Annotated in this window: 24 protein-coding genes and 1 pseudogene; 15 read left to right on the plus strand and 10 right to left on the minus strand. The window is 46.2% G+C overall.

Translation table 11 applies throughout. From position 1 onward, the window contains the following. Positions 1 to 8: 8 nt before the first annotated feature. Positions 9 to 1,457 (minus strand): aminotransferase class V-fold PLP-dependent enzyme, encoded by a 1,449-nt coding sequence (locus PXY01_RS11340; protein ID WP_246027883.1) that lies wholly within the window; start codon positions 1,455 to 1,457, stop codon positions 9 to 11. A gap of 330 nt (positions 1,458 to 1,787) precedes the next feature. On the opposite strand from PXY01_RS11340, the gene sigK reads away from it, so the two are divergent. From sigK to PXY01_RS23060, 4 genes are all read left to right on the plus strand, one after another. After that, a complete protein-coding gene (sigK, locus tag PXY01_RS11345) occupies positions 1,788 to 2,486 on the plus strand; it encodes an RNA polymerase sporulation sigma factor SigK (protein WP_127570024.1) in 699 nt (232 codons plus the stop codon). A 346-nt stretch (positions 2,487 to 2,832) separates the two neighbouring features. Continuing rightward, a complete protein-coding gene (locus tag PXY01_RS22805) occupies positions 2,833 to 3,009 on the plus strand; it encodes a DUF4372 domain-containing protein (protein WP_246027884.1) in 177 nt (58 codons plus the stop codon). After that, positions 2,942 to 3,517: a transposase gene (locus PXY01_RS11350; RefSeq protein WP_281277877.1), complete on the plus strand. Its 576-nt coding sequence runs from the start codon at positions 2,942 to 2,944 to the stop codon at positions 3,515 to 3,517. Before PXY01_RS22805 ends, PXY01_RS11350 begins: the two co-directional genes overlap by 68 nt. A gap of 46 nt (positions 3,518 to 3,563) precedes the next feature. Then, positions 3,564 to 3,779, plus strand: a complete 216-nt coding sequence (locus PXY01_RS23060) for a transposase (RefSeq protein ID WP_262385123.1) — start codon at positions 3,564 to 3,566, stop codon at positions 3,777 to 3,779. Positions 3,780 to 4,269: 490 nt separating this feature from the next. On the opposite strand, the gene PXY01_RS22345 is transcribed toward PXY01_RS23060, so the two are convergent. Continuing rightward, complete coding sequence (locus PXY01_RS22345) at positions 4,270 to 4,416, minus strand: hypothetical protein (protein WP_164744385.1); 147 nt, start codon at positions 4,414 to 4,416, stop codon at positions 4,270 to 4,272. Positions 4,417 to 4,610: 194 nt separating this feature from the next. On the opposite strand from PXY01_RS22345, the gene PXY01_RS11355 reads away from it, so the two are divergent. Continuing rightward, complete coding sequence (locus tag PXY01_RS11355) at positions 4,611 to 6,317, plus strand: methyl-accepting chemotaxis protein (RefSeq protein ID WP_164744386.1); 1,707 nt, start codon at positions 4,611 to 4,613, stop codon at positions 6,315 to 6,317. Between the two features lie 78 nt (positions 6,318 to 6,395). On the opposite strand, the gene PXY01_RS11360 is transcribed toward PXY01_RS11355, so the two are convergent. Beyond that, positions 6,396 to 7,235, minus strand: coding sequence for an HD domain-containing protein (locus PXY01_RS11360; protein ID WP_164744387.1), 840 nt, complete (start codon positions 7,233 to 7,235; stop codon positions 6,396 to 6,398). A 405-nt stretch (positions 7,236 to 7,640) separates the two neighbouring features. Here PXY01_RS11360 and PXY01_RS11365 point away from each other — a divergent pair, with 405 nt between their 5' ends. Both PXY01_RS11365 and PXY01_RS11370 read left to right on the plus strand, forming a co-directional pair. Continuing rightward, positions 7,641 to 8,063 carry a hypothetical protein gene (locus tag PXY01_RS11365; RefSeq protein WP_127569957.1) on the plus strand — a complete coding sequence of 141 codons (423 nt, stop codon included), beginning with the start codon at positions 7,641 to 7,643 and terminating at the stop codon, positions 8,061 to 8,063. Between the two features lie 217 nt (positions 8,064 to 8,280). Next, complete coding sequence (locus PXY01_RS11370; protein WP_246027885.1) at positions 8,281 to 8,832, plus strand: ATP-grasp domain-containing protein; 552 nt, start codon at positions 8,281 to 8,283, stop codon at positions 8,830 to 8,832. A 129-nt stretch (positions 8,833 to 8,961) separates the two neighbouring features. Here the strand turns inward: PXY01_RS11370 and PXY01_RS11375 are convergent. From PXY01_RS11375 to PXY01_RS11390, 4 genes and pseudogenes are all read right to left on the minus strand, one after another. Further along, positions 8,962 to 9,302: pseudogene (locus PXY01_RS11375) on the minus strand (MBL fold metallo-hydrolase); the annotation flags it as partial. A gap of 119 nt (positions 9,303 to 9,421) precedes the next feature. Next, a complete protein-coding gene (locus PXY01_RS11380) occupies positions 9,422 to 10,144 on the minus strand; it encodes a glycosyltransferase family 2 protein (RefSeq protein ID WP_246027887.1) in 723 nt (240 codons plus the stop codon). A gap of 56 nt (positions 10,145 to 10,200) precedes the next feature. Beyond that, on the minus strand, positions 10,201 to 10,902 hold the full coding sequence (locus PXY01_RS11385) for a PIG-L deacetylase family protein (protein WP_127569958.1): 702 nt from the start codon (positions 10,900 to 10,902) through the stop codon (positions 10,201 to 10,203). A 201-nt stretch (positions 10,903 to 11,103) separates the two neighbouring features. After that, positions 11,104 to 11,880 carry a glycosyltransferase family 2 protein gene (locus PXY01_RS11390; protein ID WP_127569959.1) on the minus strand — a complete coding sequence of 259 codons (777 nt, stop codon included), beginning with the start codon at positions 11,878 to 11,880 and terminating at the stop codon, positions 11,104 to 11,106. A 231-nt stretch (positions 11,881 to 12,111) separates the two neighbouring features. Here PXY01_RS11390 and PXY01_RS11395 point away from each other — a divergent pair, with 231 nt between their 5' ends. Then, positions 12,112 to 13,185 (plus strand): ATP-grasp domain-containing protein, encoded by a 1,074-nt coding sequence (locus PXY01_RS11395; protein ID WP_127569960.1) that lies wholly within the window; start codon positions 12,112 to 12,114, stop codon positions 13,183 to 13,185. A 167-nt stretch (positions 13,186 to 13,352) separates the two neighbouring features. On the opposite strand, the gene PXY01_RS11400 is transcribed toward PXY01_RS11395, so the two are convergent. Further along, entirely contained in the window at positions 13,353 to 13,643 is a 291-nt protein-coding gene (locus tag PXY01_RS11400; protein ID WP_127569961.1) for a hypothetical protein, read from the minus strand. Between the two features lie 243 nt (positions 13,644 to 13,886). Beyond that, positions 13,887 to 15,965 (minus strand): sugar-binding protein, encoded by a 2,079-nt coding sequence (locus tag PXY01_RS11405; RefSeq protein ID WP_218028221.1) that lies wholly within the window; start codon positions 15,963 to 15,965, stop codon positions 13,887 to 13,889. Between the two features lie 306 nt (positions 15,966 to 16,271). Between PXY01_RS11405 and PXY01_RS11410 the strand changes: the two genes are divergently transcribed. Next, positions 16,272 to 17,303, plus strand: coding sequence for a LacI family DNA-binding transcriptional regulator (locus tag PXY01_RS11410; RefSeq protein ID WP_127569962.1), 1,032 nt, complete (start codon positions 16,272 to 16,274; stop codon positions 17,301 to 17,303). An 86-nt stretch (positions 17,304 to 17,389) separates the two neighbouring features. Here PXY01_RS11410 and PXY01_RS11415 read toward each other — a convergent pair whose 3' ends face one another. Further along, the gene (locus PXY01_RS11415) at positions 17,390 to 17,872 is read right to left on the minus strand and encodes a hypothetical protein (protein ID WP_127569963.1); all 483 of its coding nucleotides are present in this window, start codon (positions 17,870 to 17,872) and stop codon (positions 17,390 to 17,392) included. 352 nt (positions 17,873 to 18,224) lie between these two features. On the opposite strand from PXY01_RS11415, the gene PXY01_RS11420 reads away from it, so the two are divergent. From PXY01_RS11420 to PXY01_RS11445, 6 genes are all read left to right on the plus strand, one after another. Continuing rightward, complete coding sequence (locus PXY01_RS11420; protein ID WP_127569964.1) at positions 18,225 to 19,001, plus strand: ABC transporter ATP-binding protein; 777 nt, start codon at positions 18,225 to 18,227, stop codon at positions 18,999 to 19,001. A gap of 195 nt (positions 19,002 to 19,196) precedes the next feature. Next, positions 19,197 to 19,994, plus strand: coding sequence for an ABC transporter permease (locus tag PXY01_RS11425; RefSeq protein WP_127569965.1), 798 nt, complete (start codon positions 19,197 to 19,199; stop codon positions 19,992 to 19,994). Positions 19,995 to 20,015: 21 nt separating this feature from the next. Then, positions 20,016 to 20,909 (plus strand): ABC transporter permease, encoded by an 894-nt coding sequence (locus tag PXY01_RS11430; protein WP_127569966.1) that lies wholly within the window; start codon positions 20,016 to 20,018, stop codon positions 20,907 to 20,909. A gap of 53 nt (positions 20,910 to 20,962) precedes the next feature. Next, complete coding sequence (locus PXY01_RS11435; RefSeq protein ID WP_246027888.1) at positions 20,963 to 22,006, plus strand: ABC transporter substrate-binding protein; 1,044 nt, start codon at positions 20,963 to 20,965, stop codon at positions 22,004 to 22,006. Positions 22,007 to 22,139: 133 nt separating this feature from the next. Then, positions 22,140 to 23,753, plus strand: a complete 1,614-nt coding sequence (locus tag PXY01_RS11440) for an FAD-dependent oxidoreductase (RefSeq protein WP_127569967.1) — start codon at positions 22,140 to 22,142, stop codon at positions 23,751 to 23,753. Next, a complete protein-coding gene (locus PXY01_RS11445) occupies positions 23,753 to 24,100 on the plus strand; it encodes a 4Fe-4S binding protein (RefSeq protein WP_127569968.1) in 348 nt (115 codons plus the stop codon). The genes PXY01_RS11440 and PXY01_RS11445 overlap by 1 nt, the downstream gene beginning before the upstream one ends. Positions 24,101 to 24,219 lie beyond the last annotated feature (119 nt).

Consider the following 24,219-nt stretch of genomic DNA (forward strand, 5'->3'; position numbering starts at 1 on the left):
TTGATCATTTATAATTCAAAACGAGCGGCTATGTCCATGTTTGGTTCATTAGGATGACGATATATCCCCGTTATTCTGTCATATACATATTCATTAGCCCAAGAGCTTGCGTATGCTGCAATATTTCTAACGGCTTCGGCGATAAAATGGATTTCTTCTATTGTCATCGTGGGATGAAGGGATAGGCGAATCCAGCCTGGTTTGGCTCCTAATTCACCTGTGTCAATACGATCAGTGATAGCTTTGGATGCGGATCTGGAAATGCCGAGGAGGTAATGGCCATACGTACCGGCACAGGAGCATCCGCCGCGTGCTTGTATGCCATATCGATCATTCAATAATCGAACAACTAGGTTGTGACTGATCTCCTTCATATAAAAGGAGACAATGCCAATGCGATTCGTTAAATGACCATCAAGGATATGAACGTTTGGGATGGAGCTCAAGCGTTGAATTAATGTATCGGTTAGTCGTTTCTCCTGTGCAGAGATGGCATCAATGCCCATTTGTTCTTTGAGCCTTAGCGCTAGAGCGGTACGGATGGCCTGCATAAAGCCAGGTGTTCCACCGTCTTCACGGCGCTCTATGTCCTCGATGTATCGTTTCTCACCCCATGGATTGGTCCAAAGGACCGTACCTCCACCAGGGTGATCGGGGGCAGACTGTGATCGTTGGTATAATCCCCGGTTAAAAATGACGATGCCGCTGGAACCGGGACCGCCAAGAAACTTATGCGGGGACATGAAGATCGCATCCAGACGTTCTGCCTCGTCTGCTGGATGCATATTGATTTCGACATAAGGTGCACAAGCGGAAAAGTCGACAAAGCAATATCCGTTATGCTTATGGAGCACCTTAGCGAGCTCACCGTATGGCGTGATGACGCCAGTAACATTCGATGCCGCTGTAAACGCACCATACTTCAAAGGTCGATCGCGATAAGTATGCAGTAACGCAACGAGTATTGCAGAGCTTACTCGTCCGTCCTCATCTGGCGGGATAACCACCACATCGGCATTGGTTTCCGTCCAAGTTGTATGATTGCTGTGGTGTTCCATATGGGTGACGAATACAATCGGCTTTAGGGAGGGGGGCGGAGTCTGCTGCTTCAAGCCGAGCAGCCGTTGAAATTTACATACCGCACTTGTCATGCCTGGACCGCTGAAGAGCAGCACGTCGTCATCTGTCGCTCCGACATGGCTTTTGATAATGTGCTTCGCTTCCTCGTAAGCTCGAGTCGTTGCCAATCCAGTAGCGCTTAGCTCCGTGTGCGGATTCGCAATCATGGGACCGAATTCGTTCGTGAGCTTGTCCTCAATGGGTCGATACAATCTGCCGCTTGCAGCCCAATCGGCATATAGTAAACGTTGTTGACCATATGGAGTCGAGATCATGTGGTCAATTCCGATAATGTTATGACGAATAGCCTCGAATGAATGGCTGGGAAACGTCTGCAATAGAATGCTCTCCTTTATGATTTCTGAACTCACTTTATAACAAGCCTTAATTATCGCATAATAACGGTGTTTATCGGCTGTCTATAGTATCTATTCTATTGCTGCGGACATTAATAAGTGACGGCCTTTATACATATGGATATTTTGATGAAGTAAAGAATGTATATTTGATATCGATATCGTAATGACCATGTTCAATTCCAACGTACAGGCACAGATAGGCCTATGCCCACATATAATGTAGAACGGACTTCGAAGCGCGCCGGTCAGGTGGGTGTACTCTTGCTTCACTACACGTCGCCGGCAGACCAACCTGGGGGTGTACGGTTCATGGGATTGTTCGCTGCTGTTGCGCTGTTCATCAAGCAGCTGTCGCTGCTTGTCTCTTATGTCAAAAATAATGCGTTTCCACAACCGCTTCAAGAAGAAGAAGAGATGAAGCATTTGCAGCTGATGGCCGAAGGTAACCAGCATTCGCGCAATTTACTGATCGAGCATAACCTTCGGTTGGTCGCACATATCGTCAAAAAATTCGACAATACCGGAGAAGATCTCGAGGATTTGATCTCTATCGGTACGATTGGCCTAATCAAAGCGATCGAGAGCTTCCAGCCGAACAAAGGGACGAAGCTTGCGACGTTCGCTGCTCGTTGCATCGAGAACGAGATCCTCATGCACTTGCGCTCGTTGAAGAAGACACGCAAGGACGTGTCGCTGCATGACCCAATCGGGACGGACAAGGAAGGGAACGAAATTACGCTGATCGATATCCTCGGCTCGGAAGCTGATGACGTGGTCGAGAAGGTGCAGCTGAAAATCGAGAAAAGCAAGATTTATCGGAATCTTGATATATTAGATGAACGCGAGAAAGAGGTTGTTGTAGGCCGGTTCGGACTGGAGCAAGGAGGTGAGGAGCGGACGCAGCGGGAGATCGCGAAGGAGCTGGGGATTAGCCGGAGCTATGTGTCTAGGATCGAGAAGCGGGCTCTTATGAAGCTGTATCATGAGTTTTATAAGGCGAAGAAGTGATAATAGGGCTGCTCCGTGAGGAGTGGCTTTTTATATTATTATCTCATATGAGGGGATTTCGATTGAATTTTTATCGCAGCACTTCCAGGCTCTTTGAATTATGAAATTGACTCATTTATGCAATGATAATTTATAATTAATAATTGAAATAAATGGTATTTAAAAACAATTATATACACAGTCACTAGCGTTGCATTAATATTCTTAGAATCTTCATAACTATCTGTCATATATGAATTTACGCATAAAAAATCCTTTACAATAGATATGGTAGGTAGCCCTGTCCATAATCCATTGAAAGGATTATCCGCATGGACAAGCATACTCTATTATCTTCGTTTGGTAAATGTTAGCCCCAATATGTACGAGAACGTTCACAGATCGGATTGCTGAAACCCAACAAGATAAATACTTGAAGAAGCTGACGACTACTGCGTACCTGAAGTTGTTTCTGCATGCGCAATTGCAAGGCAGAGAAGGACTTCGGCATATCGCCGACGATGTGCTTTGCATTTCAACGTGAACTTGGGCTCACGTCAATCTCAGCAGCGCAACTTAGTCGGAAACACAATCAGGTGGATTCTGGACTGCTCCAACAGGTGTTCGAGCGGCTCGTTAAACGGATATTTACAACATATCGTGCGCCGGTTCATCGCAGCAAGATCAAGCTCATCGACTCTACAACCGTTGCGTTATGCCTACAGAAATACAAGTGGGCATCATTCCGTAAGACGAAAGCTGGTATCAAGCTCCACATGCGGCTAGCATTTGTCGGTGAAGAAGACGTCATTCCGGACAAGGCAACCATTACGAATGCCAGGAAGAATGATCGCACACAGCTTGATGAACTTGTAGATGAACCTGGTGTTACGTATGTGTTCGACCGTGGTTATATCGACTACTCGGCATACAATGGCTATTGCGACAACAAGATTTACTTCGTGACGCGTTTGAAAAGCAATGCTCTTTTGTGGAACCACTGGAAGCATTCGAAATCCCTCAGGGCAGCAACATCCACGCTGACATGCTAGTTTAGTAACGAATCGATTCGACCTGACTTGTGATGAGATCAGTGACATGTACCGCAGTCGCAGGGCAATTGAAACGTTCTTCAAGTGGATGAAACAGCATCTTCGGATCAAGCACTTTCATGGACAAAGCGATCGCGCGGTGTATAATCAGATATGGATCGCGCTTATTGCTTTCTGCTTGCTCTTGCTTGTTAAGCTAGAGACAAAGGTTAACCATAGCTTGTTACAGCTGAGTCGCTGGTTGACGAAATTATTATGGTAGCCTTATGCCGAGTGGCTTCAACGGTTGAAGCAGAAACCAAGTCGGGTATCTCTAGGAAGACGACGAATAACGACTGTCGACTGATCGATTAGCGCAACTATCATTTTACTTATGTGATCACATTTACATAATTCAACCAAATGGATAGAGCTACCTTTAAGAGGCGCTCGACCTTTTTGGGGTTTCTGACCAAAAAACGTTATCATAATTTTCAGACAGAAAGTAGATCAGTGTTTATGCAACGCTAGTGACTGGAACTATAGCATAATTTCATCTATTATTGTTAGTTGGATTCTTAGTGTTCCTTCATTAATGTGTGCTTCATTCTGTAGATTTTGCCTTCAAAATCAAAAACATGTAAATGTCATCATGTGTTAGCCGATCAAACATTGCTGCTGCCACCTGATCGTCTGTAAAGACAGAACCCCGTTTAAAAATTTAAGGTTCGTCGTAATTGCAAGACTGCGGCTTTCATAGCGATGACGCAGAATTACAATTGTGGGCCTTCCTTGTTAAACGGAATATAACCCCACTCATCTAGGATTAGAAGCTGGTACCACTGAATTTCGCTCGCAATCGCAAGCTGCAACGTTGCAAGCAGTTTCACGCCATGCCGGTCATGTCTATCAAGCTTCATGTAAATGTGGAATCCTGCACGGCTGAGCAATGATATTATGCCTGTTACAACTTTGTGAACATTAAATGATAATTCAAATATGCTATTATCCCTTCATACCTCCTATACCGATATAACCTTAATCAGAAAGATCATTCGACTTTCATAAGTATCATTTGGTCGAGTTGGATTAAATGGAGGACCTACTAGACATCATGAAGACATCTAGGTTTAGACTTGCAATTGCAACTAAGATCGTTAGTGGATTTATGGCAGTACTGGTGTTATTGGCTGTTGTTTCATGGATTTCTATAGTACAAGTAGACAAAGTGGATTCATCTTATTCGAATTTGCTCAAAAGACGTGAAATTGTCGTCGAAAATGTTAAGCAGTTGAAAACCGAAACGATCGCACAGGAGAACGCGATTAAAGGTCTATTGTTAACAAATGACGGGAAATTTAGGAAAGAATATTCAGACTCTCTGGAAATATACAATGAGTCATTCGAACAGTTTGAAGTTACCGCACCTAATGAAGCGGCCAAAAAGCAAATTAACGATCTCAATGCAGCATATGCAACGTATCACGCATTGATCGAAAAGATCATCGAGCTTCATGAATTAAACAGCGACGAAGATGTGGAATTATTGATGTCGGCTGAGTTCCAAGAAGCAGAAGCGAGCTTTAATGAGAAGATAGACGGTGTATTAAATACAGCTACAACTGTAATGGCCAAAGATCAAGCTGAAGCTGCACAAAAAACTAATTTCATCCATAATATGCTCATTTGGGCGACGGTAATTGCGGTTGTATTGGGGATCGCGATCAGTTTATTCATTAGCCGGTTTATTTCTAAGCCTGTTATGAAGGTTTCGGCAGTCATGGGCAGATTGGCAAACGGAGATTTCTCGATTGAACGGGTAAAAATTAAGAACAGAGACGAAATCGGGGACATGGTGGACTCGATGAATCGAATGGTTCAGGAGTTAGGTGGTATGCTTTCGAACGTCTCGGAATCGAGCGAATATCTCGCGGCCTCCGCGGAACAGCTGTCGGCATCCTCAGATCAAAGCCGAACCACTGCTGGACGAGTCGTTCATATTTCACAGCAAAGCGCGGCAGGAGCGGAGAGACAGCTCGAATCATTTAAAGAAACATCAGGTAATGTGGAGGAAATCGTATCGGAAGTCGAGCGAATCTCCCAATCGAGTGAAGCGATGCTGGAAGCGACAGTGCATTCCACAGAATCAACGAACAAGGCTGTATCATTGATCAATAACGTAGTCGTACAAATGAACGAAATTAACTTGACTACGGAAAGCACAGCGCAGGTCATTCGACTACTAGAGGAACGTTCCCATAATATTAGTGCGGTCGTTTCCTTGATTACAACCATATCGCAGCAGACCAATTTGTTAGCTCTTAATGCGGCAATTGAAGCTGCGCGCGCAGGCGAACAAGGTAAAGGCTTTGCAGTAGTCGCTGATCAAATCCGTAAGCTGGCAGAAGAAACACGTCGTTCTGCAGAAGAAGTAATTGAATTGATTACGTTGATCCAACAAGGCATTGCTGAGGCAGCTGAATATATGGAGAAGGAAGGCCAGCTTGTCACGGATGGATTAACAAGCACGCATGAGGCGAAGGACGCTTTCGCGGATATAGCAGCCTCTATTCTTAACGTTACCCGGCAAGTGAGAGAAGTTACAGCTTCGGTTGATGAAATTAAAGATTTCAGTAAGCAAATCACCGTCAAAATTGAACATGTGAACGCGATATCCGAAGAGGGACTTCAATTATCTCTTGAAAGCTCTGCCGCATCTGAAGAGCAATTGTTGGCTATGCAAGAGATGATGGATTCGGTACAAAATCTATCTCGACTCGCAGAAGATATGCAGCGTCAAGCTGCACGGTTTAAATTTTGATGACCGCGTGTCGGCGTTAGCCGACAGCGGTCTTTTTTTTGCGCCTGACGGCGCAATCGACTAAGGTTTGAAAATCTCTTATTCGGAACAGGCATCTTCTGACCAATAAACATAGTAAGTTCCCCTTAAATGATCTAAAGCTTTTAATCTCTCATGAAGTTCTGGTTTTTCCTCGGTTATCTGTCGTTGATTGACGATTGGTATTGAGATATAGAGTTTATTGACCTCGGTGACTAAAGGGTTCTCCACTTTTACCAGTGAGATATCTTTGGTCACTCTCAATAGATGCGGCATATACAGAAGCTTCTTTAATTCATGGGAAGTACAATCATGCGAGAGTAAATGATGGAGTAACTCAATATCTGTCATCGTTACGAGACTTTCATGTTTGAGTAAGCCGCGCATCAATATACGTTCTATCAGATTTTTTAATACAGCATTCACACCAAGATTAGTGGCAGAAGCATGCAGTTTGGCCTCGGAGCATATGAGCTCGAATAAGAGTAGTCCGTTGTTCAAGTCGGAATGAAGTAATCCATTGCTTGTTGAATGAGATAAAATAAAGGATTTCGGAGATATTGGCATCTGCCCATAAGCTGAGGCTGTACGAACCCATGAATCCAGGTGATCAAGATGGACATTAGGATAAGTTGAACGCAACAAGCTTTGCTGTAAGCCTGAAATACATTTGATAACTTCATCTTTTGGAATGCTGTATTTTCTAAGAATCGAGGAAATATTCCGATCTTGTTCAATGATCTCTTCTGTTATTGCATGATGGTTTCTCTCAAGAATGGGCTCAAGTAGATGACTGAAAGGTAGGTGGCCAATATCGTGTAATAATGCGGCAACACGGAGTGTAATATTCGTCGGTTCAAAATAAGCGATAAGTGAGAATACGCCCAGTGTATGCTGCAATCTGTTGAACTGTAAAGGCGTATTTATGAATGTGGCACCCCCGTGATTGAGAAACTGCAATCTTTGAAACCGCGGGGTTGAAAGCAATTCAATTTCAACAGGCTGGAGTGTAGTCTCTAATTGCCACTAGGCTCGTAAATTGTGTCTCCTCCAGGCAATGGATAATTGGTTTGCAGGGGATACAAGAGCATCAACACCTTTTTTAATGAGCCGTAGATTAATACTAATATGTTCAATAAGCGACGGTAGTCTTTCTAGCATATCATATTATAAATTATTTTTGATGTAAATTCTTAAATGATTTATTATATTTTCTGAAAATGAAAAAGGTTGTTTATTCTGGATTAAATTGTGGTATATATGATTTGTCAGTATTAGATGTGTAAGAATGGGATGTGAATTTTGATGACAGGAAGATCAAATATGTGGTGGGTGCTTGGGGCTTCGGCTGTTGCTGTCATTGTGCTGGTCTTTGTAGGAAGGGAAATATTGAACTCTAACACGGTCCGTCAGTTTCTACCTCTCTCTGTCTCCATAGACAATCAGTCCGATGCGGCTATTGTATCGGTTGAGGTTGGCCTCGAATCCAATTCGAGCTCTGCTGCGGCTCAGGTTAATAAGCGAGACTTGATCATTAAATCGGGGACATCAGCAACGATTAAGCCCGATCTCAAACTATCCGGTGAGAGCAGCGTCTATCTCCTGTTCACAGATGAGAATGGCCGAAGCATCAAAGAAACGGTGTGCTCCTATACCGAGTCGTTGTCGGGATATTCTTCTGTTGTTATCTATAATGATACCGTAAAGGTCGATGAAAGGTGTTCTTAAAGAACTGTTATTCTCGCAACAATTTGACGCGGTGAGTTATGATGAAGATATACCTAAATAAGGCGCTGATAATGAAATCGCGAACCATAATTTTTATGCTGCTTATGACGGATTCAAGCAAATGGGTTTTGAAATACGCTATTTTCAAGATGTAAATGAATTGTCTGATCATTAGAAGGAAGACGTTATTGTTAGTTATGTTAACGATGTTAGAGCGATGCTTGGCAAATATGATATTGTTGCACCTGAGATGGACTATCCAGAAGAATTAACTTCTTTCTTAGGAAGAAAGGTATGGAAGTCAAGACTGAGCACGATCGCAAATAACCCGGATAATTGGAACGTATTTATTAAGCCGGTTGAGGATAAGAGGTTTACCGGAGTTGTGGTTAGAGGCACGAGGGATTTAATGGGATGCGGGATATATGGTGAAGATCCTGAAATATTATGCTCGGATGTAGTTAATTTCGTAGCGGAGTGGAGATGCTTCGTCAGATACGGGAATATTCTAGATGTTCGCAGGTATAGGGGAGACTGGAGGCTGCATTGCGACTATCGAGTCATTGATAATATCGTCAAGCAATTCAAGTCCGCACCTAAAGGATATGCTGTAGATATAGGCGTAACCGATAAAGGGGAGACATTGTTAATTGAGGTGAACGACGGGTATGCATTGGGGCATTATGGATTGTCTTCTTTGGACTATGCGAAGTTATTATCCGCAAGATGGTCAGAATTGACGAATACGACTGATGAGTGCGCCTTTTAAGCCTTGAAAGAATATAGCCAAATAATTTTGGTCATTGAATATGTCTGGGACTGCTCAATAAGCCCCAAGAAAAGTTGTGCGGAAAACAATGATGCTGTTTTCTGCACAACCTTTTGTTCGTTTTGGTTATTAAGCTTTATATCTATGAATGAGATGCTGCAGTGTCTCCTGAATATCTCCCTGAAACACCCCCCATGGTAGCATATGAGCTGCTTGATATCATATTCAAGCAGTTTCTCTACAGAGGTTATGGCTTCTTCCAGGTCAAGTGTATGCTGCGGATTCGCGATGTTGTGCTTCCCATCCTCAATGACTAAGGCATCACCTGCAATAAGCGTCTTGCTAGAAGGCAAGTACAAGGAGATATGTCCTGGCAAATGGCCGGGTGTATGAATGATTTCTATCCCATCGCACCAAGGAAGCTTTTCACCGCTTGATACCGTTCGATCAATAACAGCCGTTTCGATCGAGGTCGGATGATCAGGAAGTGCAGGATACAATGATTCTTCATAAGCCTCTTCCTAATTATTCTATAACAAGTTTCCGCTAGGAGCTAACCAAAGAAATAGCGATACCTATGGAGTGATTGTCATTTCACCCGTCGGTCCGCCCATATGCGATAATTCGTTGTTTTTGCAACTAATAAACTTCCTCTCATCACCGCTTTGTCGCTTAATTTCCATGTATGGCTCTGTTTATTTCTTCTTCGAATGCCTACGAAATTGTAAGGAGAAGTAGCGTACACCTTATACCCGTTAGCACGCGTCCTGCGAATAAAGTTGGTATCTTCTCCGAGCGTTCGTGAAGCAAAACGTATCCGTAGATGCAATCGTTTCGTGAACAGCAATGTTCCCCCGGCCACACTATTGACGAATTTATTATGCTGGGAGGGGGAGATCATGACGAGAAGGCGTTTGCCTTCGAAATATTTCAAATGAGCTCCTTTTCCAACGATTCCAGCCTTTGTACGATGAAGCGCATCTACCTGCTCGTTCAGATAGTTAGGAGAATAATAGTCATCATCATCAAACTTGGCGATAATGGAATACTTAGCTTTTCCGATCCCGTAGTTCAAACAGCTGCCCAAAGAAATTTTTTCTGGAATTTTATAGACTCTGACATTTGAGAAAGGTAGTGCCCTCCGACGGTAAGCTGCCAAGCTCATGCTGTCCTTATTCAGAACGATGATCAGCTCTTTGGCGCGGTAGCGTTGTCTTCGGAAATTGTTGATTAATTGGTTGAAGAACAGCGGCCGATTCGTGCAAGTAATAACGGAGACGCCAACTAAAGGGCCGGCATTCCTTGTCATCATAATCTCCTCTCTAAGCTCCACGAATTTATTGAGATAACCTATCATTGAACCTGACCTTACCCCTGTATTCGAATGACTTCAAATGCTTCCGCGTATTCCTCGTATATTTGATTGCCACGGAATTTGGCTTTATGATAGAGGCTTTCCGGATGAACAGGATGGCGTATCGATCCAAGCTGAGTTTGATAAGCCTCCAATGCTTTCATTTTGAGCTCCATTTCCTCCTTCGTAAGCGATATAAATAGATTCGGCTGAAAGGATAGCTCACCGTCAGTCTCATAGACCAAGATAGAGCCATTCCAGAAGTATGGGCGGGCCGCCGCTATTGCTGCTCGATGAAGCGCCTCGTGGTCTTGGTGCTTGGTGATGGATGGAATGTATATCACCGTTGGACGGAACTGCTCGATATGGCGTTCGATATTGGCAACCAGCTCGGCTCGTGGAAGCAGATCGAGCTTTCCATCGTACAGCTGTTTGCCGGAACGGTCTGGATACAGAATGTGGTAGTCCTCTACGCCGAGCAGACTCATTGCTTCTTGTAATTCTAATATTCTCGTTCTTCCACTATAGGTTCCATAGCCGCTGTCCTCCTTACTGTACCGTATCGAGTCGCTTAATGTTAAAGAGGAGATAATGACTCGAACCGAGCTGCCTTGATGAACATATTTTTGGATGACACCAGCGCAGCCGATTGTCTCATCATCCGCATGCGGGGCTAATATTAATACACGCTGCAAGCTGTAGTGAACAATGCCCATTCTTAATGACACCTTCTTCTTATTCTATGAATCTATATGACATACTTTATGAAATAGAAGGAACGGATTCTTATGCAGCACCCCATTCGTTATCAATTTGGTCGCTAGCCAGTTCAGGAATCAAAAAGATAACCTTCGAGCGTACTCGTCGGCTCAAGGATCAGCATATTCACCTCAGCTTGTTGGATTACCCATTCGTTCTTATTTCATGGGGTTCAATGAGCGATTGACAATAGGCTCATAGTGAGTACAGTTTCTCCGTACAATGCGCGTGAACGGGTGCTTTATAAATTCCCGATCGCTCACTTTCCAGGTGTGCGTATTGTACTGCTTCCGTCTCAATGCGCAGAAATTATATTTGTCCCCTGCGTAAAGCTTGAAGCCAAGCCGTCGGCAGTCCCTGCAAAACCTCACATCCTCCCCAAGCGATAGGTTCGCGAATTTCACTTTCCTCCACACGCTTTTCTTATATGATATCGTTCCGCCGGCCAATACAGGGACATAACGCTGCTCTGCATAAAAGCGCTGCAGCAGCAGCTTGCTACCGTTTAGGTAGATGAAATAAGCACGTTTGCCGACGATGGCTGCTTTAGATTCTCGGAAAGCACGCATAATGCTGGTCAAATAATATGGTGCATAATATTCGTCATCGTCCATCCTGGCGATATAGGGATGCTTGGCTCGTGCGGAAGCAAAATTTAAGCACTGTCCTAATGACCGACTGCCGGGATGCTGAAACACGCGAATATTTTTAAACCTGGAGGCCATTGCTTGATACCGTTTGAGAGGTGCTTTATCTGTATTCAATACAATGATCCATTCCTTATTCGGCCACACCTGTCTGCGGTAATTATCGAACATATGCTTCAAGAAATGCGGTTTGTTGGTGCTCGTAATTACGGTAACGCCAGGTGCTGCAGCAGATGCGTGAATGACTTTAAATTTGGACGATGTGGTCTCGGCTGGCTTGATGTTCAAGTTATCCCCCCTTATCGGTCAATGATGATCTGATATTTAAAGATTTTAGTTTCATCTGGTGAAATTATCGTCTTTATAACATAGACGCGCCGAGTCAACATGTTATAGTCTATGGCTGGTAATGAAGCGATTCCTATGCTCGAACCTATTTATGCATCGGTAGGTGCTCGTCCGAGACAGCCGATGCCGGCCACGACTATATTAGTAATAAAGCGAGTAGGTGTGTGAGAGATGAAGCCAATCGTCCGTATTCTCCTAACGGGTGCCGGATCTCCTGCGGCTCCAGGTGTCATTCAATCGCTGAAAAAGAGTGAAGAATATTATTGCTTTATTGTTGGCGTCGACTGCAATCCGCTTTCGGCCGGATTCCATATGACGGATCAGCATTATGTAGGTCCGAGAGCGTCAGAGGAAGCGTTCATTCCCTTCATCGAAGAGCTTTGCAGGAAAGAGCGAATTGACGTACTGCTATCGCTCGTTACGGGCGAATTAGTGAAGCTTTCGGAGCATCGAGAAGTATTCAGCCGGTTGGGGACGAGAATGAATCTGTCGCCTGCCTCTCAGTTACGAACGGTCATAAATAAAGGTCTACTATATACTGAGCTGAACAAGCTGGGGATTGCAGTTCCTTCGTTCCAGATCACATCCTCTGCCCAGCAGTTTACACAAGCGTTAAAAGCACTCGGGTATCCGGAACAGCCGGTCTGTTTTAAGCCAACGATTTCGGATGGAAGCCGTGGCTTCCACATTGTGGACAACCGTGTAGACCGCTTCGAGCTGTTGTTTCAGCACAAGCCAACATCGGTTTATGTTAGCCATTCCGAGCTGCTTCGCATTATTCAAGGCAGAGAGGACTTTCCGGAAGTGCTGGTGATGGAATATTTGCCTTACGAGGAATACAGCGTAGATGTGTTAGCGGACAATGGGAAAGTGATGATTGCTGTCCCTCGACTGCGGGAAGCAACTGCAGGCGGGATTTCGACCAAAGGGCTTATTCGTCAAGATCAAGACATTATCGACTATGCTGCTCAAGTAGTAGAGAGTCTGGGGTTACACGGAAATATTGGGATACAGATCCGAAGAGACCGAGCTTACCAGCCGAAAATTGTTGAGATTAACCCTAGAATGCAGGGGACGATCGTACATTGTACAGCAGCGGGGATTAATCTGCCGGCGTATGCCGTTAAGCAGGCTCTAGGCGTGCTGCCAATGTATCTGGAGTCGAACGTCCAATGGGGAACCCGCATGGTTCGACATTGGAAGGAAGTTTTCTATGATGCTGATGGGGCCTCCTATACCCTTTAGGTTTGTAGGTATCGATTTATGAAATTCCGGTTACGTTATTCATTCTTCCAATCTCATATAAATGCTTCTTTCTTTAAATCCGAGTGATTTCCAAAACGAATACCCAGCTTGGTTCCAATACATGACCTCGATATCTATATGTTTCGTGCCCAATGTTTCGAGCAGCTTTATAAATGATTTTCTGCCATATCCGTTTCTTCATAATTGCGACATATAAAAAATTGTCTTAAATACAAGGGCTGCTTTGTATGGTTTATTAGAGCATAGCCAACGACTTGACCATTTTCTATAAATTGATATGCTGTATAGTCCGTATGGATAAAAGCTTTCATTCTTTCTCTTAGTTGTTCGATGTCCATTTTATTATCATGCTGTTCATCTTCAATAAGCTGCTTATTAAGCGTGGCAAGGAAGTGCAAATCCTCGTCCGTGCAAATCTTTATCGTTAGCTCGTTCATTTAAGAATCACTCCTGAAAATGGTGGGGATATAACATAATCATCCTATTAAATGAAGGATTCTCTATTCCTTTCAAAGGAAACCATGCGAGCTTAGTCCGTCATCAAGGTCCGTATCGCAGCTTGTATGAGAAGCAGCAGCATATTGAGCTTAAGAAGCAATGAATACCTTAAAAATGGCCGAGAGCGTTAATTCGCTCCTCGGCCATTATGATCTGTCAGGAACGGCAGCGGTTAGAAGCTCTTAGCCACGAAATAAATCCGGCAGGATGTCGTAAATATATTGGTTCTGCCAGTTCCAAGCATGCGTACCGCCATCGGCTGCGATAAAGTAGAAGTTCCCTTTCTTCGTATCCGACGAATAAATAAAGACATCGGTTAACTGCTTCATCGCGTCGATCTGAGGCTTCAAGTTCGGATAAGCAATATCCTGGGTGCCTGTAGCGCTGAAAATATAGTAATCCTGCGGCTTATACCCGGATTTCTTCACTACGTTGGCAAGGTACTCCGCTGTTTCCTTCGGCTGGAGGCCTCCGCCTCTCTGCTCAAGAATCCAACTGTCACCGCTTAACGGCATATAGTACTTGAAATAGTCGAGAGCATGAATAAACGTATACCACGTCGTGACGGAGCCCATCGAGAACCCGCCGAATGCCCGATGCGCCCTTGATGCTTTCAAGTCGCTCAAGCTTCCGGATTGGGCATAGGTATTGTATTTAGTTTCTACAAGAGGAACAACCTTATTGATAAGCTCCTCATGGAAAAGAGCTACATCATCCTTGCCGCCGTAGAACGTAGGGGTTACCACAATGAGCGGCTCAATGTCGCCGTTAGCGATCATATTGTCCAATATTTTTTTAAGCTCTCTGCTCTGACCAGGTCCCCCGAAGAGGAGATCCTCGTTCTCGCCCCCGCCATGCATCAAATAAAGGACATTATACTTCTGATTAGAATTGGACGGGTCATATCCATATGGAAGATATACATGCAGCTTCTTGTCATCCAGTCCACCGGTTAAGTTATCGGCTTGATACGTTAACGTTTCAATTGTTCCTGGCTTGCTGCTTTCTACGCGATATTCATCTGGAACTGGCTTGAAATATTTCTCATTCGCTGCTTCTTCGGTCATCTCCAGCTTGCTGATCGCGTCCTTGATGGCGGCATATTGTTTATCGATTTGCTCTTGAGTAACCTTGTGGTCCGTAACAATATTTTCGGCGAAAGCGCTTGCAATCGCGTCCGTAACGATATTGGCATTTTTGTATAGCTTGAGGTCAAGCTTCAGCGTACTCTTAATCAAATTGATGAGATCATAGCTGTTCAGCCCACTGACATCGCCCTTCTTCTTGCCCGTAAGCAGTACTTCGCCGAACTTCGTCGTATCGTTCCAGGCGGTGCCGGTCGAATCGAATACGTTAATGGTCCCGATCCGCTCCGTTCCTTGTGCGGCGTTCACCTGCAGCTCGATGCCAAGCACCTTTCCGTTATCCGGCTTCGTGTTCAAAGCGATTCTTGCTTCGATGATATAGCCGTCTTTCGTTCTTCTTGCAGCGGTGTAATATCGTTCGGCAGTTCCGTTGTCCACGGTCAGCAGATTCTCGTAATTGACGCGGAAATGCAAATCATCGGGGCCGTATTCCTGCGTTTTGTTGTTGTTCTCATCAAGAAATACTTCTACGGAATCCTGCATGTACGGAGTTCCGGATTGTACAGACAGGTCCGAATCCTTGACCTCTGCAAGAATGTACAGCGCACGGTCATCCCACAATGCTTTGAACGTTGCGGAAGTGTCGATATTGCTTGATACATGTAAAGGTGAAACCGCTTGCGCTTTATTCCATATTGGATCTGTATTGCCGTCTATAACAGGCGATCCGAAATATGCAACCATTCTTCCGTTTGAATCGAAACCGTTCTTATCGACAGGGACTTTGGCTGGTTCCGCTGATGGATTCATATTTGCCTCCTTGACGATGACCTTCGCTGTGAGAGCTGTTGTTTTATTGTTAACTGATATTTTGCAGGTGATGTTAGCATTGCCGGCTGAAGCAGCTTTAACGAGTCCGTTCTGATCAACCGCTGCCACTGCTTTTTTGTCGCTGCTCCAGCTATAGCTTGCACCGGAAGGCTTGTTGACGATCTCTAGCTTATAGGTCGCGCCAACTGACAATACGATGGAGCCATTCTGTTTAAAGGCTGGCTTGTCTTTAGCGGCAGCTGCAGAAACGCCGGGCTCTGGGCCGGAGAAACCTGCGAGTATCAACGATACAATCGTTAAGAGCATTATAATGGGCTGAAACAATCGATTCTTTCCCTTAATCAATACAATCTCCTCCTTTATTGTATATTGCGAGTACGTATTTCCGCCATGCCGAGTCGCTCGTGTCCTAATTCGATCACAGCCTTTCATGAAGAATTTGCAATTTCGTTTTAGCAAATAGAAGCTTACGCGTGAATCGTATCGTTACTAGGTAAAAATGTCAATAGATAAAGTTGATGGGTGAGATTTGCTAAAACGTTCTTTCTAAATAATGCCCAGATTATCAAGCTAATGGTTAGGGGGAATAGGATTGACATTGCCGTTACTTTTCCGTATTAATGGAGTATCACGAATGGGGGTACGGACAGGATGTCTACGATTAAAGAAATTGCCGAGAAAACGAAGCTTTCCGTAGGGACGGTTTCCGTTGTGCTGAACGGCCGAGGAGACGAAATGCGGATCTCGAAAAAAACGCAGCAGCGGATTCTCGAAGCCGCTCAAGGATTCGGTTATGTGCCTAATATGTCGGCAAGACGGTTAAGACAATCCGGTGTTCAAAGCCTTCCGATCATTGCTACATTCTGGCCATCCGACCTTTCCTCCGACTTGTTAGGCCGTTTCTTTATGGGAGCCCAGAGTCCGATTCTGGAGCAAGAGTATGAATTCGAAATGACAATCCAGCCGTTCAAGAGAAACAATATTCATAGAATAAAAGAAATATGCGATAGCGGAATGTACCATGGCGTCATTCTAACGGGGATATCCGCGGAGGATCAACGTTTTTTCGAAGCTCATCCTCTCAGCGTACCGGCTGTATTGTTTAATCGCTACAGCAGCATCTACAGCTGTGTCCATGTCGATACTTACGAAATCGGCCGCAAAACGGCTGAATTGTTTGCAATGCGCGGTCATAGGAAGGTCGGCACAATTGTGCCAGACCATCTGGTGCGGTCGGAGAACAATTTGCGCTTTAAGGGATTCGTTGAATCATGCGCAAGATATGGACTCGAGCTGGAGGAACGGCATATTCAAGCGGCGCCGATGACGATGGAGGGCGGGTATTCAGCGGCCAGGAAGATTGTCGATGGAGGGGGAGAATTGCCGACAGCGATGTTCTTCCCGCTTGGAACGATGGCTGTCGCTGCGCTTCCCGTGTTTAATCGCGCCAATATCAAAATTCCGGACGAGATGGAGATTTTGACTTACGGCGATCATGATGCAGAGAAATATAGCGTTCCATCCCTTTCGACGGTTAAGCTTCCCGTTGAGGAGATGGCCGCAGCATGTATTCGCTTGGCAATGGGACGAGTTCTGGATCCCTCGACCAAGGCGAAAGCGATCGTGTTCGAGACGCCGTTTATTTTCAGAGAATCTTGCGGTGAATTTATTCGAGAGATATAACTTTTGCTGCGAATGCGAAGAGGCCGGTGATCCCGGCCTTTTCCACTGGGCGATTAGCAGATGGTTCTACTTTGCTATCATAAGGGTTAGCGGTCATATCTAAAAAAGTCTTCTTCCAGCTGGAATGAGGATCCGTTAACTGGGCTTACGACATAAAACAATCGTTCACCAGAAGCTTCAACTTCATAATGATAGTAATAATCCTTAATAAACCAAGATTTAGAAGACGCCGTCGGGATGAGACGGTAGTCCGTAGAAATAAAAGCTGCCGCTTCTGCTTCGCGGTTCATTTCCTTCTGAACTATAGCCTTTCCATTCTCATAAGTTATAGATGGCAAAATCATGATAAATAAAATTAGAGTTATAACGAATAGCGTAACAAAGCCTGTAGTTTTACGTTTATCAAATCGCTTAATAAACCCAACCCCAAGTAATAGCGGAATCATTATAAGATCGAACAACCAAATTTTTATTACTCCGTTATACAAATAGCCATTTACTAGATGTAAAGCCAACAGTTCAATAAAGAATAGTAGAATTAATAATATGGCTGTTGTATTCCTTCTCATTCTCTCCCTCCAATGAAAGCAGCCTGTTGAATCGATAGCTTAATAGGCTTCAAGGTGTGCTCTTCTGGTTACATATAGCATAATTTGATATATAAAACAATCCAAGAGTACTTTAAATTACGCTGATTGATTCATTTTTTATGAATTCAGTCATTGACAGCATTATAGATTCGTGTTAATTTATAAACAATAATTCCTATTGGACAAGTGTGAATTAAAGAAGCGTCACGCACTATGCAATTACCCTCTTTTTTTAGTGCCATGCTGACTGTACATAACAGAAGCGAAGCATTACCGTAAATATGGTTGGTTTTGACTCTTTGTATACAGACAGCGATTGGAGGACGAGAGAATGGGGGCAACGCTGCTAGAAATTAGCGGGCTGAATAAACGGTTTGAATCAGGTAAAGGCGTTGTGCAGGCCCTTCATGATGTCAATCTGGACATCGCGGAAGGTGAATTTATAACGGTGATCGGTCCAAGCGGCTGCGGCAAGAGCACGCTGCTTCGCATTATTGCAGGATTGGATACGAATTACTCAGGTACAGTCCGGCTTGCCGGAAACGAAATCAAAGGACCGGGCATTGATAAGGGGTTTATTTTTCAGGAGCATCGGTTGTTTCCGTGGCTGACCGTGGAAAAAAATATTGCTTCCGACCTGTCGCTTGGCGATAAAGAAGTGCGCCGCAAGGTAGACGAGTTAATTGAACTGGTCAAGCTGAAGGGCTTCGAGAAATCTTATCCGCGAGAGTTGTCCGGAGGGATGGCGCAACGTGTTGCAATAGCAAGAGCGCTGCTGCGACAACCGAAGGTGCTGCTGTTAGATGAACCGTTCGGCGCTTTGGATGCATTCACGAGAGCACATATGCAGGAGGCGCTGCTGGAGATTTGGCGGACGAATAAGACGACGATGATCTTTGTTACCCATGACATCGACGAAGCGGTATATTTGGCTAACCGTGTCGTAATTCTCAAGCCGCGTCCAGGCGAAATAAGTGCCGTTGTACCCGTTAAATTGCCATACCCGCGTAAGAAGACGACATCGGCGTTCCAAGAGCTGCGGCTGCGAGTGCTGAGTCAGTTCGAGCAGGTGGAGGAGATGACCTACACGGACGGCTTAGGGATCTAATCTTTATTTATTGACAAAATAATAGATTCTTACTGCTTTATAACACAGTTATTTAATAGGAATACAAAGGAATTAAATATACAGTCTACCGTACAAACGGAGGCAATCTCATCGGTTCTAATCGTGAGTGCCTCCGTTTGTCTTTTTTTGTTAGCTGCGGCCTTTACATTGAACAGACGAAAGCGGTGATAGACAATGAGTAATTCGGCTGCCGTGCGCGGCAAAGCTCCTGGGAAAGCGACACTTGCCGGATTGGCGCTAGTTGTGCCAGTTACGTTTCTAGCTTTGTGGCAGGTTCTTGGTCATTACGGACTCATATCGGAGATGCTGTTCCCGACTCCGTACACGATAGCCCAAGCGGGAATCGATCTGGCGGCATCAGGCGTGTTATGGGACAACATTCGAGTTAGTACAGGGCGCGCTTTATCGGGCTATCTGCTAGGAGGCTCGCTCGGATTGTTGTTCGGCATCATTGTCGGGTTGTTTAAACGGACCGAGAAGCTGCTGGACCCTACCATTCAAATGATTCGGATGATTCCCAGTCTGGCCATTGTTCCATTATTTATTCTATGGTTTGGCATCGGAGAAGAATCTAAGGTACTGATTATTGCGAAAGGCGCATTTTTTCCGCTCTATATTAATACGTTTCTCGGCATCCGCAATGTAGATAACAAGCTGTTCGAGGTTACCCGTGTGCTTGGCTACAGCCGGTTCAAACAGGTTGTCCGGCTTATTATACCAGCAGCACTACCTAATATTATGCTGGGCGCAAGGCTGTCTATCGGATTGTCGTGGCTAGGCCTGGTTGTCGCGGAGCTTATCGCTTCCACCTCCGGGATCGGTTATATGATTTCGGATGCGCGGCAATTTGCGGATACGCCGGTCGTGTTTGTAGGCATTTTCTTATTTGCGATACTGGGCCTTTTGACGGATTCCTTGCTGTCACTGGTTGAGCGAAGGATGCTCCGTTGGAAAGACCGCTACAGCGGATAAACAGGAGAGGAGGTTACTTCAATGAGCAATTCCTTGGAAACAGTCGTCCAGCCGCATGTGAAGCGGGAGCCAGTGGAGGCTGGCGAGACAGGTGCAATCCTCTCCAAGCCGGCAGGTAAAGTGAAAGCTAAGGGGCTTTCGGGATTGTCCACAGCTTTGATAAAGGATTTCGCTGCAGGAGCCATTATTCCTATCGTGCTGCTAGCTGCTTGGCAGGTGGCTTCTTATGCCGGGTGGCTGTCGCCTATGTTTATGCCGTCGCCGCTGGCGATTCTAAGCTCATTCATAACGCTCGCTACAGAGGGGCAGCTGCTCCATCATTTGTTGGTCAGCATCAAGCGAGCGGGGCTTGGATTTCTAATCGGTGGAGCAGCAGGGCTTCTATTCGGCTTTGTTACAGGCCTACTCCGAAAAGCGCAGTATTTGCTTGATCCGAGCATTCAAGTGCTGCGGCTGGTACCGCATTTGGCCATCGCGCCGCTCATCATATTGTGGTTTGGGTTTGGAGAAACGTCGAAGATTGTCATTATTGTAAGCGGCTCTTTCTTTCCGTTGTATATCAATACGTTTCTCGGCATTCGCAATGTGGAGAATAAGCTGTTCGAGGTAGCGAGAGTACTAGGTTTCAGTCCTTTGAAACGGCTGCTGCGGCTCGTACTGCCTGCCGCTCTCCCGGATATTCTGATCGGCGTGCGCCTGTCGCTTGCCGTATCCTGGATCGGCCTAGTAGTCGCGGAGCTTATCGGTTCTACGTCAGGCGTCGGTTTTCTCATTAACGAGGCGAAGCAGAACTCAGAAACGACCGTTATTTTTGCCGGTATTATCATCTTTGCCGTTGTCGGTAAGCTGATCGATTCTGGGATGAAAGCTTTGGAGGCGCGTTGGTTAAGCTGGCGGGACGGTTTTAAGGGTTAAGAATAAAATACTTTTTTTGCATCTTTGCAACTTATGAGAGGGGTACATGATCAATGACAAATCAACAGAGCGAGAAAAAGAAAATGAACGTAAAGGTTAAACTGCTTGGTGTGCTGACGTTGCTTATCGCGCTGACGTCTGTGCTCGCTGCCTGCGGCTCGAACGATAAAGAATCGTCAGGCGCATCCGACGGAGCATCTGGTATGAAGAGCAGCGTGCCGTCTGTACTGAACTACGGCTATATCGGAAGCAACGAATTGAATTTGCCGGGCGGCGCAGAGGGCTGGGGTCTCTATAAAGGAATTATTCAAGAGGAATTAAAAAAATATGGAATTAACGAAGTGAAGGTGACCGGGTTTCCGAACGGTCCCGACCAGACGGAATCGCTGATCAGCGGTCGGCTCGATGTTGGCGGCCTTGGCGATACACCTGCTATTATTGCCCGTGCATCCGGTGCCAAGACGAAGCTTGTGAACCAAAATAGTATTTCGTCAGTCGGTTATTTGATTTCGGCTCCTAATGGTCCGACAACGATTGAGGAGTTGAAAGGTAAAACGATCGCAATCCAAAAGGGCTCCTTCATGCACCGCTATATTGCAGGGCTGCTGAAGGAGGCCGGCATTACGGACTATAAGTTCGTGCACATGCTTATTCCTGACGGTCAGGCAGCGCTGGCGCGCGGTGATGTGGATGCGATGGGCAATACCGGATATACAGCGCAGAAGCTGCTGAGCGAAGGATATACGTTGATTGACGAATCGTCTCAACATCCAGATTTGCTTGGTACAGGCGCTACGGTTGTCTCCGAGAGCTTTCTAGCGAAGTTCCCAGACTTTCCAAAGGTGTGGAACGAAGCAAGGAAGAAGGCACTTGCTGATCTGAAGCAGCATGAGGACGAATATTATCAATTCATTGCAGATTTGAACAAGACGACGGTCGACCTGGCGAAGAAGGTAAGCCCGATCAGCCATAACGAAGAGGAGCCGTTCACAGAAGCAGGGCTCGCGCGGATTAAGGGGACGAAGGATTTTCTCGTTGAGGAAGGCTTGGCCAAAAATGATTTTGAAATCGAAGACTGGTTGGCTAAAAGCGAATAACGAGTAGCTTTCTGTATGAAAAGCTAGGACGTGCTTGACTTCAACAAGGCACTACGGGCATTCCTGTCCGGTGCCTTTTCCTTTCAGAGAATAGGAGATAGCACACACGACCACTAGAAGGGAGCAAAGGCGGATGAAGACAGAGCAACAGATCTCGGCAACAGCCGATGTGCTTGTGCTTGGCGGCGGGCCGGCAGGAGCATGGGCAGCATGGAGCGCCGCCAAGCAGGGCGCGAAGGTCATTGTGGCGGATAAAGGTTATTTGGGCACTAGCGGAGCGACTGCTCCGGGCGGCACGACTTTGCTGGTCGTACCGCCCGTTGCCAAGCTGCGGGACGAAGCGGCACAGTCAAGATTAAAGGCTGGCGGATACTTGCCGGAAATCCGGTGGATTCATCGGGTCTTGGATCAGGTAGAGCATAATCTGGAGCTCGTTGAGCAGTGGGGTTACCCGTTTCCGAAGGATGCGGACGGTACTCCGCTTCGCACCCATTTGCATGGGCCGCAGTATATGGCATTGATGAGAAAGGCATTGCGCAAGGCTGGCGTCAAAATTTTCGACCAATCGCCGGCACTTGAGCTATTGCAGGACGAATACGGCGTTGGCGGCGCTAGAGGCATAAATCGGCTTAACGGCAAACGTTGGGAAGTGAAGGCGAACGCCGTAGTAATCGCCACAGGAGGCTGCGCATTTCTGAGCAAAGGTCTTGGCTGCAATGTCCTAACGGGTGAAGGCTTATTGATGTCGGCCGAAGTCGGCGCAGAGCTGTCGGGTATGGAATTCAGCCGCCAATACGCACCAAGCGCGGCGTTCGGCAGTGTGACAAGGGGCAGAATGCTGGCATGGGCTAGCTTGTATGATGAACATGGCAACAAGCTGCATTCAGGAGACCGCACGTTTGGCAGTCTGCCTAACTTATTGATGAAAGGGAAAGTATTTGCCAGACTTGACCTTGCTGATACCGAGGAGAAACAAAGCTTTTTGCGCAATGCGCACCCGATCTTCTTCATGCCGCTTGAGCGGGCCGGCATCAATGCCTTTACAGACCTCTTCGAATTGACTTTGCGCTATGAAGGTACGATGAGGGGAACGGGCGGACTGCGGCTTACAGGTGATGATTGCAGTACGACGGTTGCAGGACTGTATGCAGCTGGCGATGCGGCTACAAGAGAGAAGGTGACCGGAGCAGTTTCTGGTGGCGGGGCTTACAACGCATCCTGGGCTATCTGCAGTGGCACATGGGCCGGCGAAGGCGCAGCCCGTTACGCCTTGAGCAGTGGTCGGGACGCTGCAAGCCGAGAGCTGAAGCCAGCTGGAACGTTCGGGACGGAAGACGGAGCGGAGAACGGTAAAGCAATCGTATCGCAGGATATCAATCAGGCGATTCAGCGGGAAGTGCTGCCGCTGCCTATAAATTTTGTCCGCAGCGAACCGGTCATTCGTCAGTCGCTCGATCGGCTGCATGCACTGCTGCCTGAAGTGTCCGGGCGGCCTGAGGCAACGGTTCAAGGAATTGTCGGAAGCCGGGAGACGGCGGGAATGCTGTCTGTTGCCAGATGGATCTATACGGCGGCGCTCGCCCGTCAAGAAACACGGGGGCTTCATACGCTGGCCGAATATCCGCAGCTAGACCCTGAGCAGACTCACCGGCTGATTGTATCCGGTGTTCGGAACGTTCATATAGGAACCGAGGCTGTACCGCATGCCAACGAATTGAAAGCGGCGTTGAAAGGAGTGCATGCGTAATGATCGAACTGGTGAGTGCGGAGCGATGCATTGGCTGCGGCTTATGCGTGAAGGTTTGCCCGACTAACGTGCTCGACATGGAAGGAGAGCTGGCGGTAATTGCTCGTCAGGACGATTGCCAGACCTGCTTCATGTGCGAAGCGTATTGCCCGGTTGATGCCTTGTATGTAGACCCGCATGCGGAGCAGCGGGTTGCGGCAGATGAAGCGGAGCTTGTCTGTTCTGGTCTCCTTGGCAGCTGGCGGGAGGAGATCGGCTGGACGAAAGGAGCCAAATCTACGATGGCAGACCGCGACACAACGCCATTCTTTGAAGTATTTACGGCGAAGCACCGAGCGAAGCAATAGAAGCAATAAGGGACAGCTATGAAGCATTCCATCCTGCGGAAAGACTTTATTTCAGCGGGAGGAATGCTTTTTTCTCGTTGCCTAGCAACAATAGTTCAAAATTGAATAGTTTGGAGTAC

The organism is Paenibacillus xylaniclasticus, assembly GCF_004001065.1.
GTDB classification, from domain to species: domain Bacteria; phylum Bacillota; class Bacilli; order Paenibacillales; family Paenibacillaceae; genus Paenibacillus_T; species Paenibacillus_T xylaniclasticus.

Bases quoted from the DNA above. Each gene is read 5' to 3' on its own strand.
- sigK (WP_127570024.1), top strand. From the start codon at position 1,788: ATGGGATTGTTCGCTGCTGTTGCGCTGTTCATCAAGCAGCTGTCGCTG.
- PXY01_RS22805 (WP_246027884.1), top strand. From the start codon at position 2,833: ATGTTAGCCCCAATATGTACGAGAACGTTCACAGATCGGATTGCTGAA.
- PXY01_RS11350 (WP_281277877.1), top strand. From the start codon at position 2,942: ATGCGCAATTGCAAGGCAGAGAAGGACTTCGGCATATCGCCGACGATG.
- PXY01_RS23060 (WP_262385123.1), top strand. From the start codon at position 3,564: ATGTACCGCAGTCGCAGGGCAATTGAAACGTTCTTCAAGTGGATGAAA.
- PXY01_RS22345 (WP_164744385.1), bottom strand. From the start codon at position 4,416: ATGAAGCTTGATAGACATGACCGGCATGGCGTGAAACTGCTTGCAACG.
- PXY01_RS11355 (WP_164744386.1), top strand. From the start codon at position 4,611: ATGAAGACATCTAGGTTTAGACTTGCAATTGCAACTAAGATCGTTAGT.
- PXY01_RS11365 (WP_127569957.1), top strand. From the start codon at position 7,641: ATGACAGGAAGATCAAATATGTGGTGGGTGCTTGGGGCTTCGGCTGTT.
- PXY01_RS11370 (WP_246027885.1), top strand. From the start codon at position 8,281: ATGCTTGGCAAATATGATATTGTTGCACCTGAGATGGACTATCCAGAA.
- PXY01_RS11380 (WP_246027887.1), bottom strand. From the start codon at position 10,144: ATGATGACAAGGAATGCCGGCCCTTTAGTTGGCGTCTCCGTTATTACT.
- PXY01_RS11385 (WP_127569958.1), bottom strand. From the start codon at position 10,902: ATGGGCATTGTTCACTACAGCTTGCAGCGTGTATTAATATTAGCCCCG.
- PXY01_RS11395 (WP_127569960.1), top strand. From the start codon at position 12,112: ATGAAGCCAATCGTCCGTATTCTCCTAACGGGTGCCGGATCTCCTGCG.
- PXY01_RS11400 (WP_127569961.1), bottom strand. From the start codon at position 13,643: ATGAACGAGCTAACGATAAAGATTTGCACGGACGAGGATTTGCACTTC.
- PXY01_RS11410 (WP_127569962.1), top strand. From the start codon at position 16,272: ATGTCTACGATTAAAGAAATTGCCGAGAAAACGAAGCTTTCCGTAGGG.
- PXY01_RS11415 (WP_127569963.1), bottom strand. From the start codon at position 17,872: ATGAGAAGGAATACAACAGCCATATTATTAATTCTACTATTCTTTATT.
- PXY01_RS11420 (WP_127569964.1), top strand. From the start codon at position 18,225: ATGGGGGCAACGCTGCTAGAAATTAGCGGGCTGAATAAACGGTTTGAA.
- PXY01_RS11425 (WP_127569965.1), top strand. From the start codon at position 19,197: ATGAGTAATTCGGCTGCCGTGCGCGGCAAAGCTCCTGGGAAAGCGACA.
- PXY01_RS11430 (WP_127569966.1), top strand. From the start codon at position 20,016: ATGAGCAATTCCTTGGAAACAGTCGTCCAGCCGCATGTGAAGCGGGAG.
- PXY01_RS11435 (WP_246027888.1), top strand. From the start codon at position 20,963: ATGACAAATCAACAGAGCGAGAAAAAGAAAATGAACGTAAAGGTTAAA.
- PXY01_RS11440 (WP_127569967.1), top strand. From the start codon at position 22,140: ATGAAGACAGAGCAACAGATCTCGGCAACAGCCGATGTGCTTGTGCTT.
- PXY01_RS11445 (WP_127569968.1), top strand. From the start codon at position 23,753: ATGATCGAACTGGTGAGTGCGGAGCGATGCATTGGCTGCGGCTTATGC.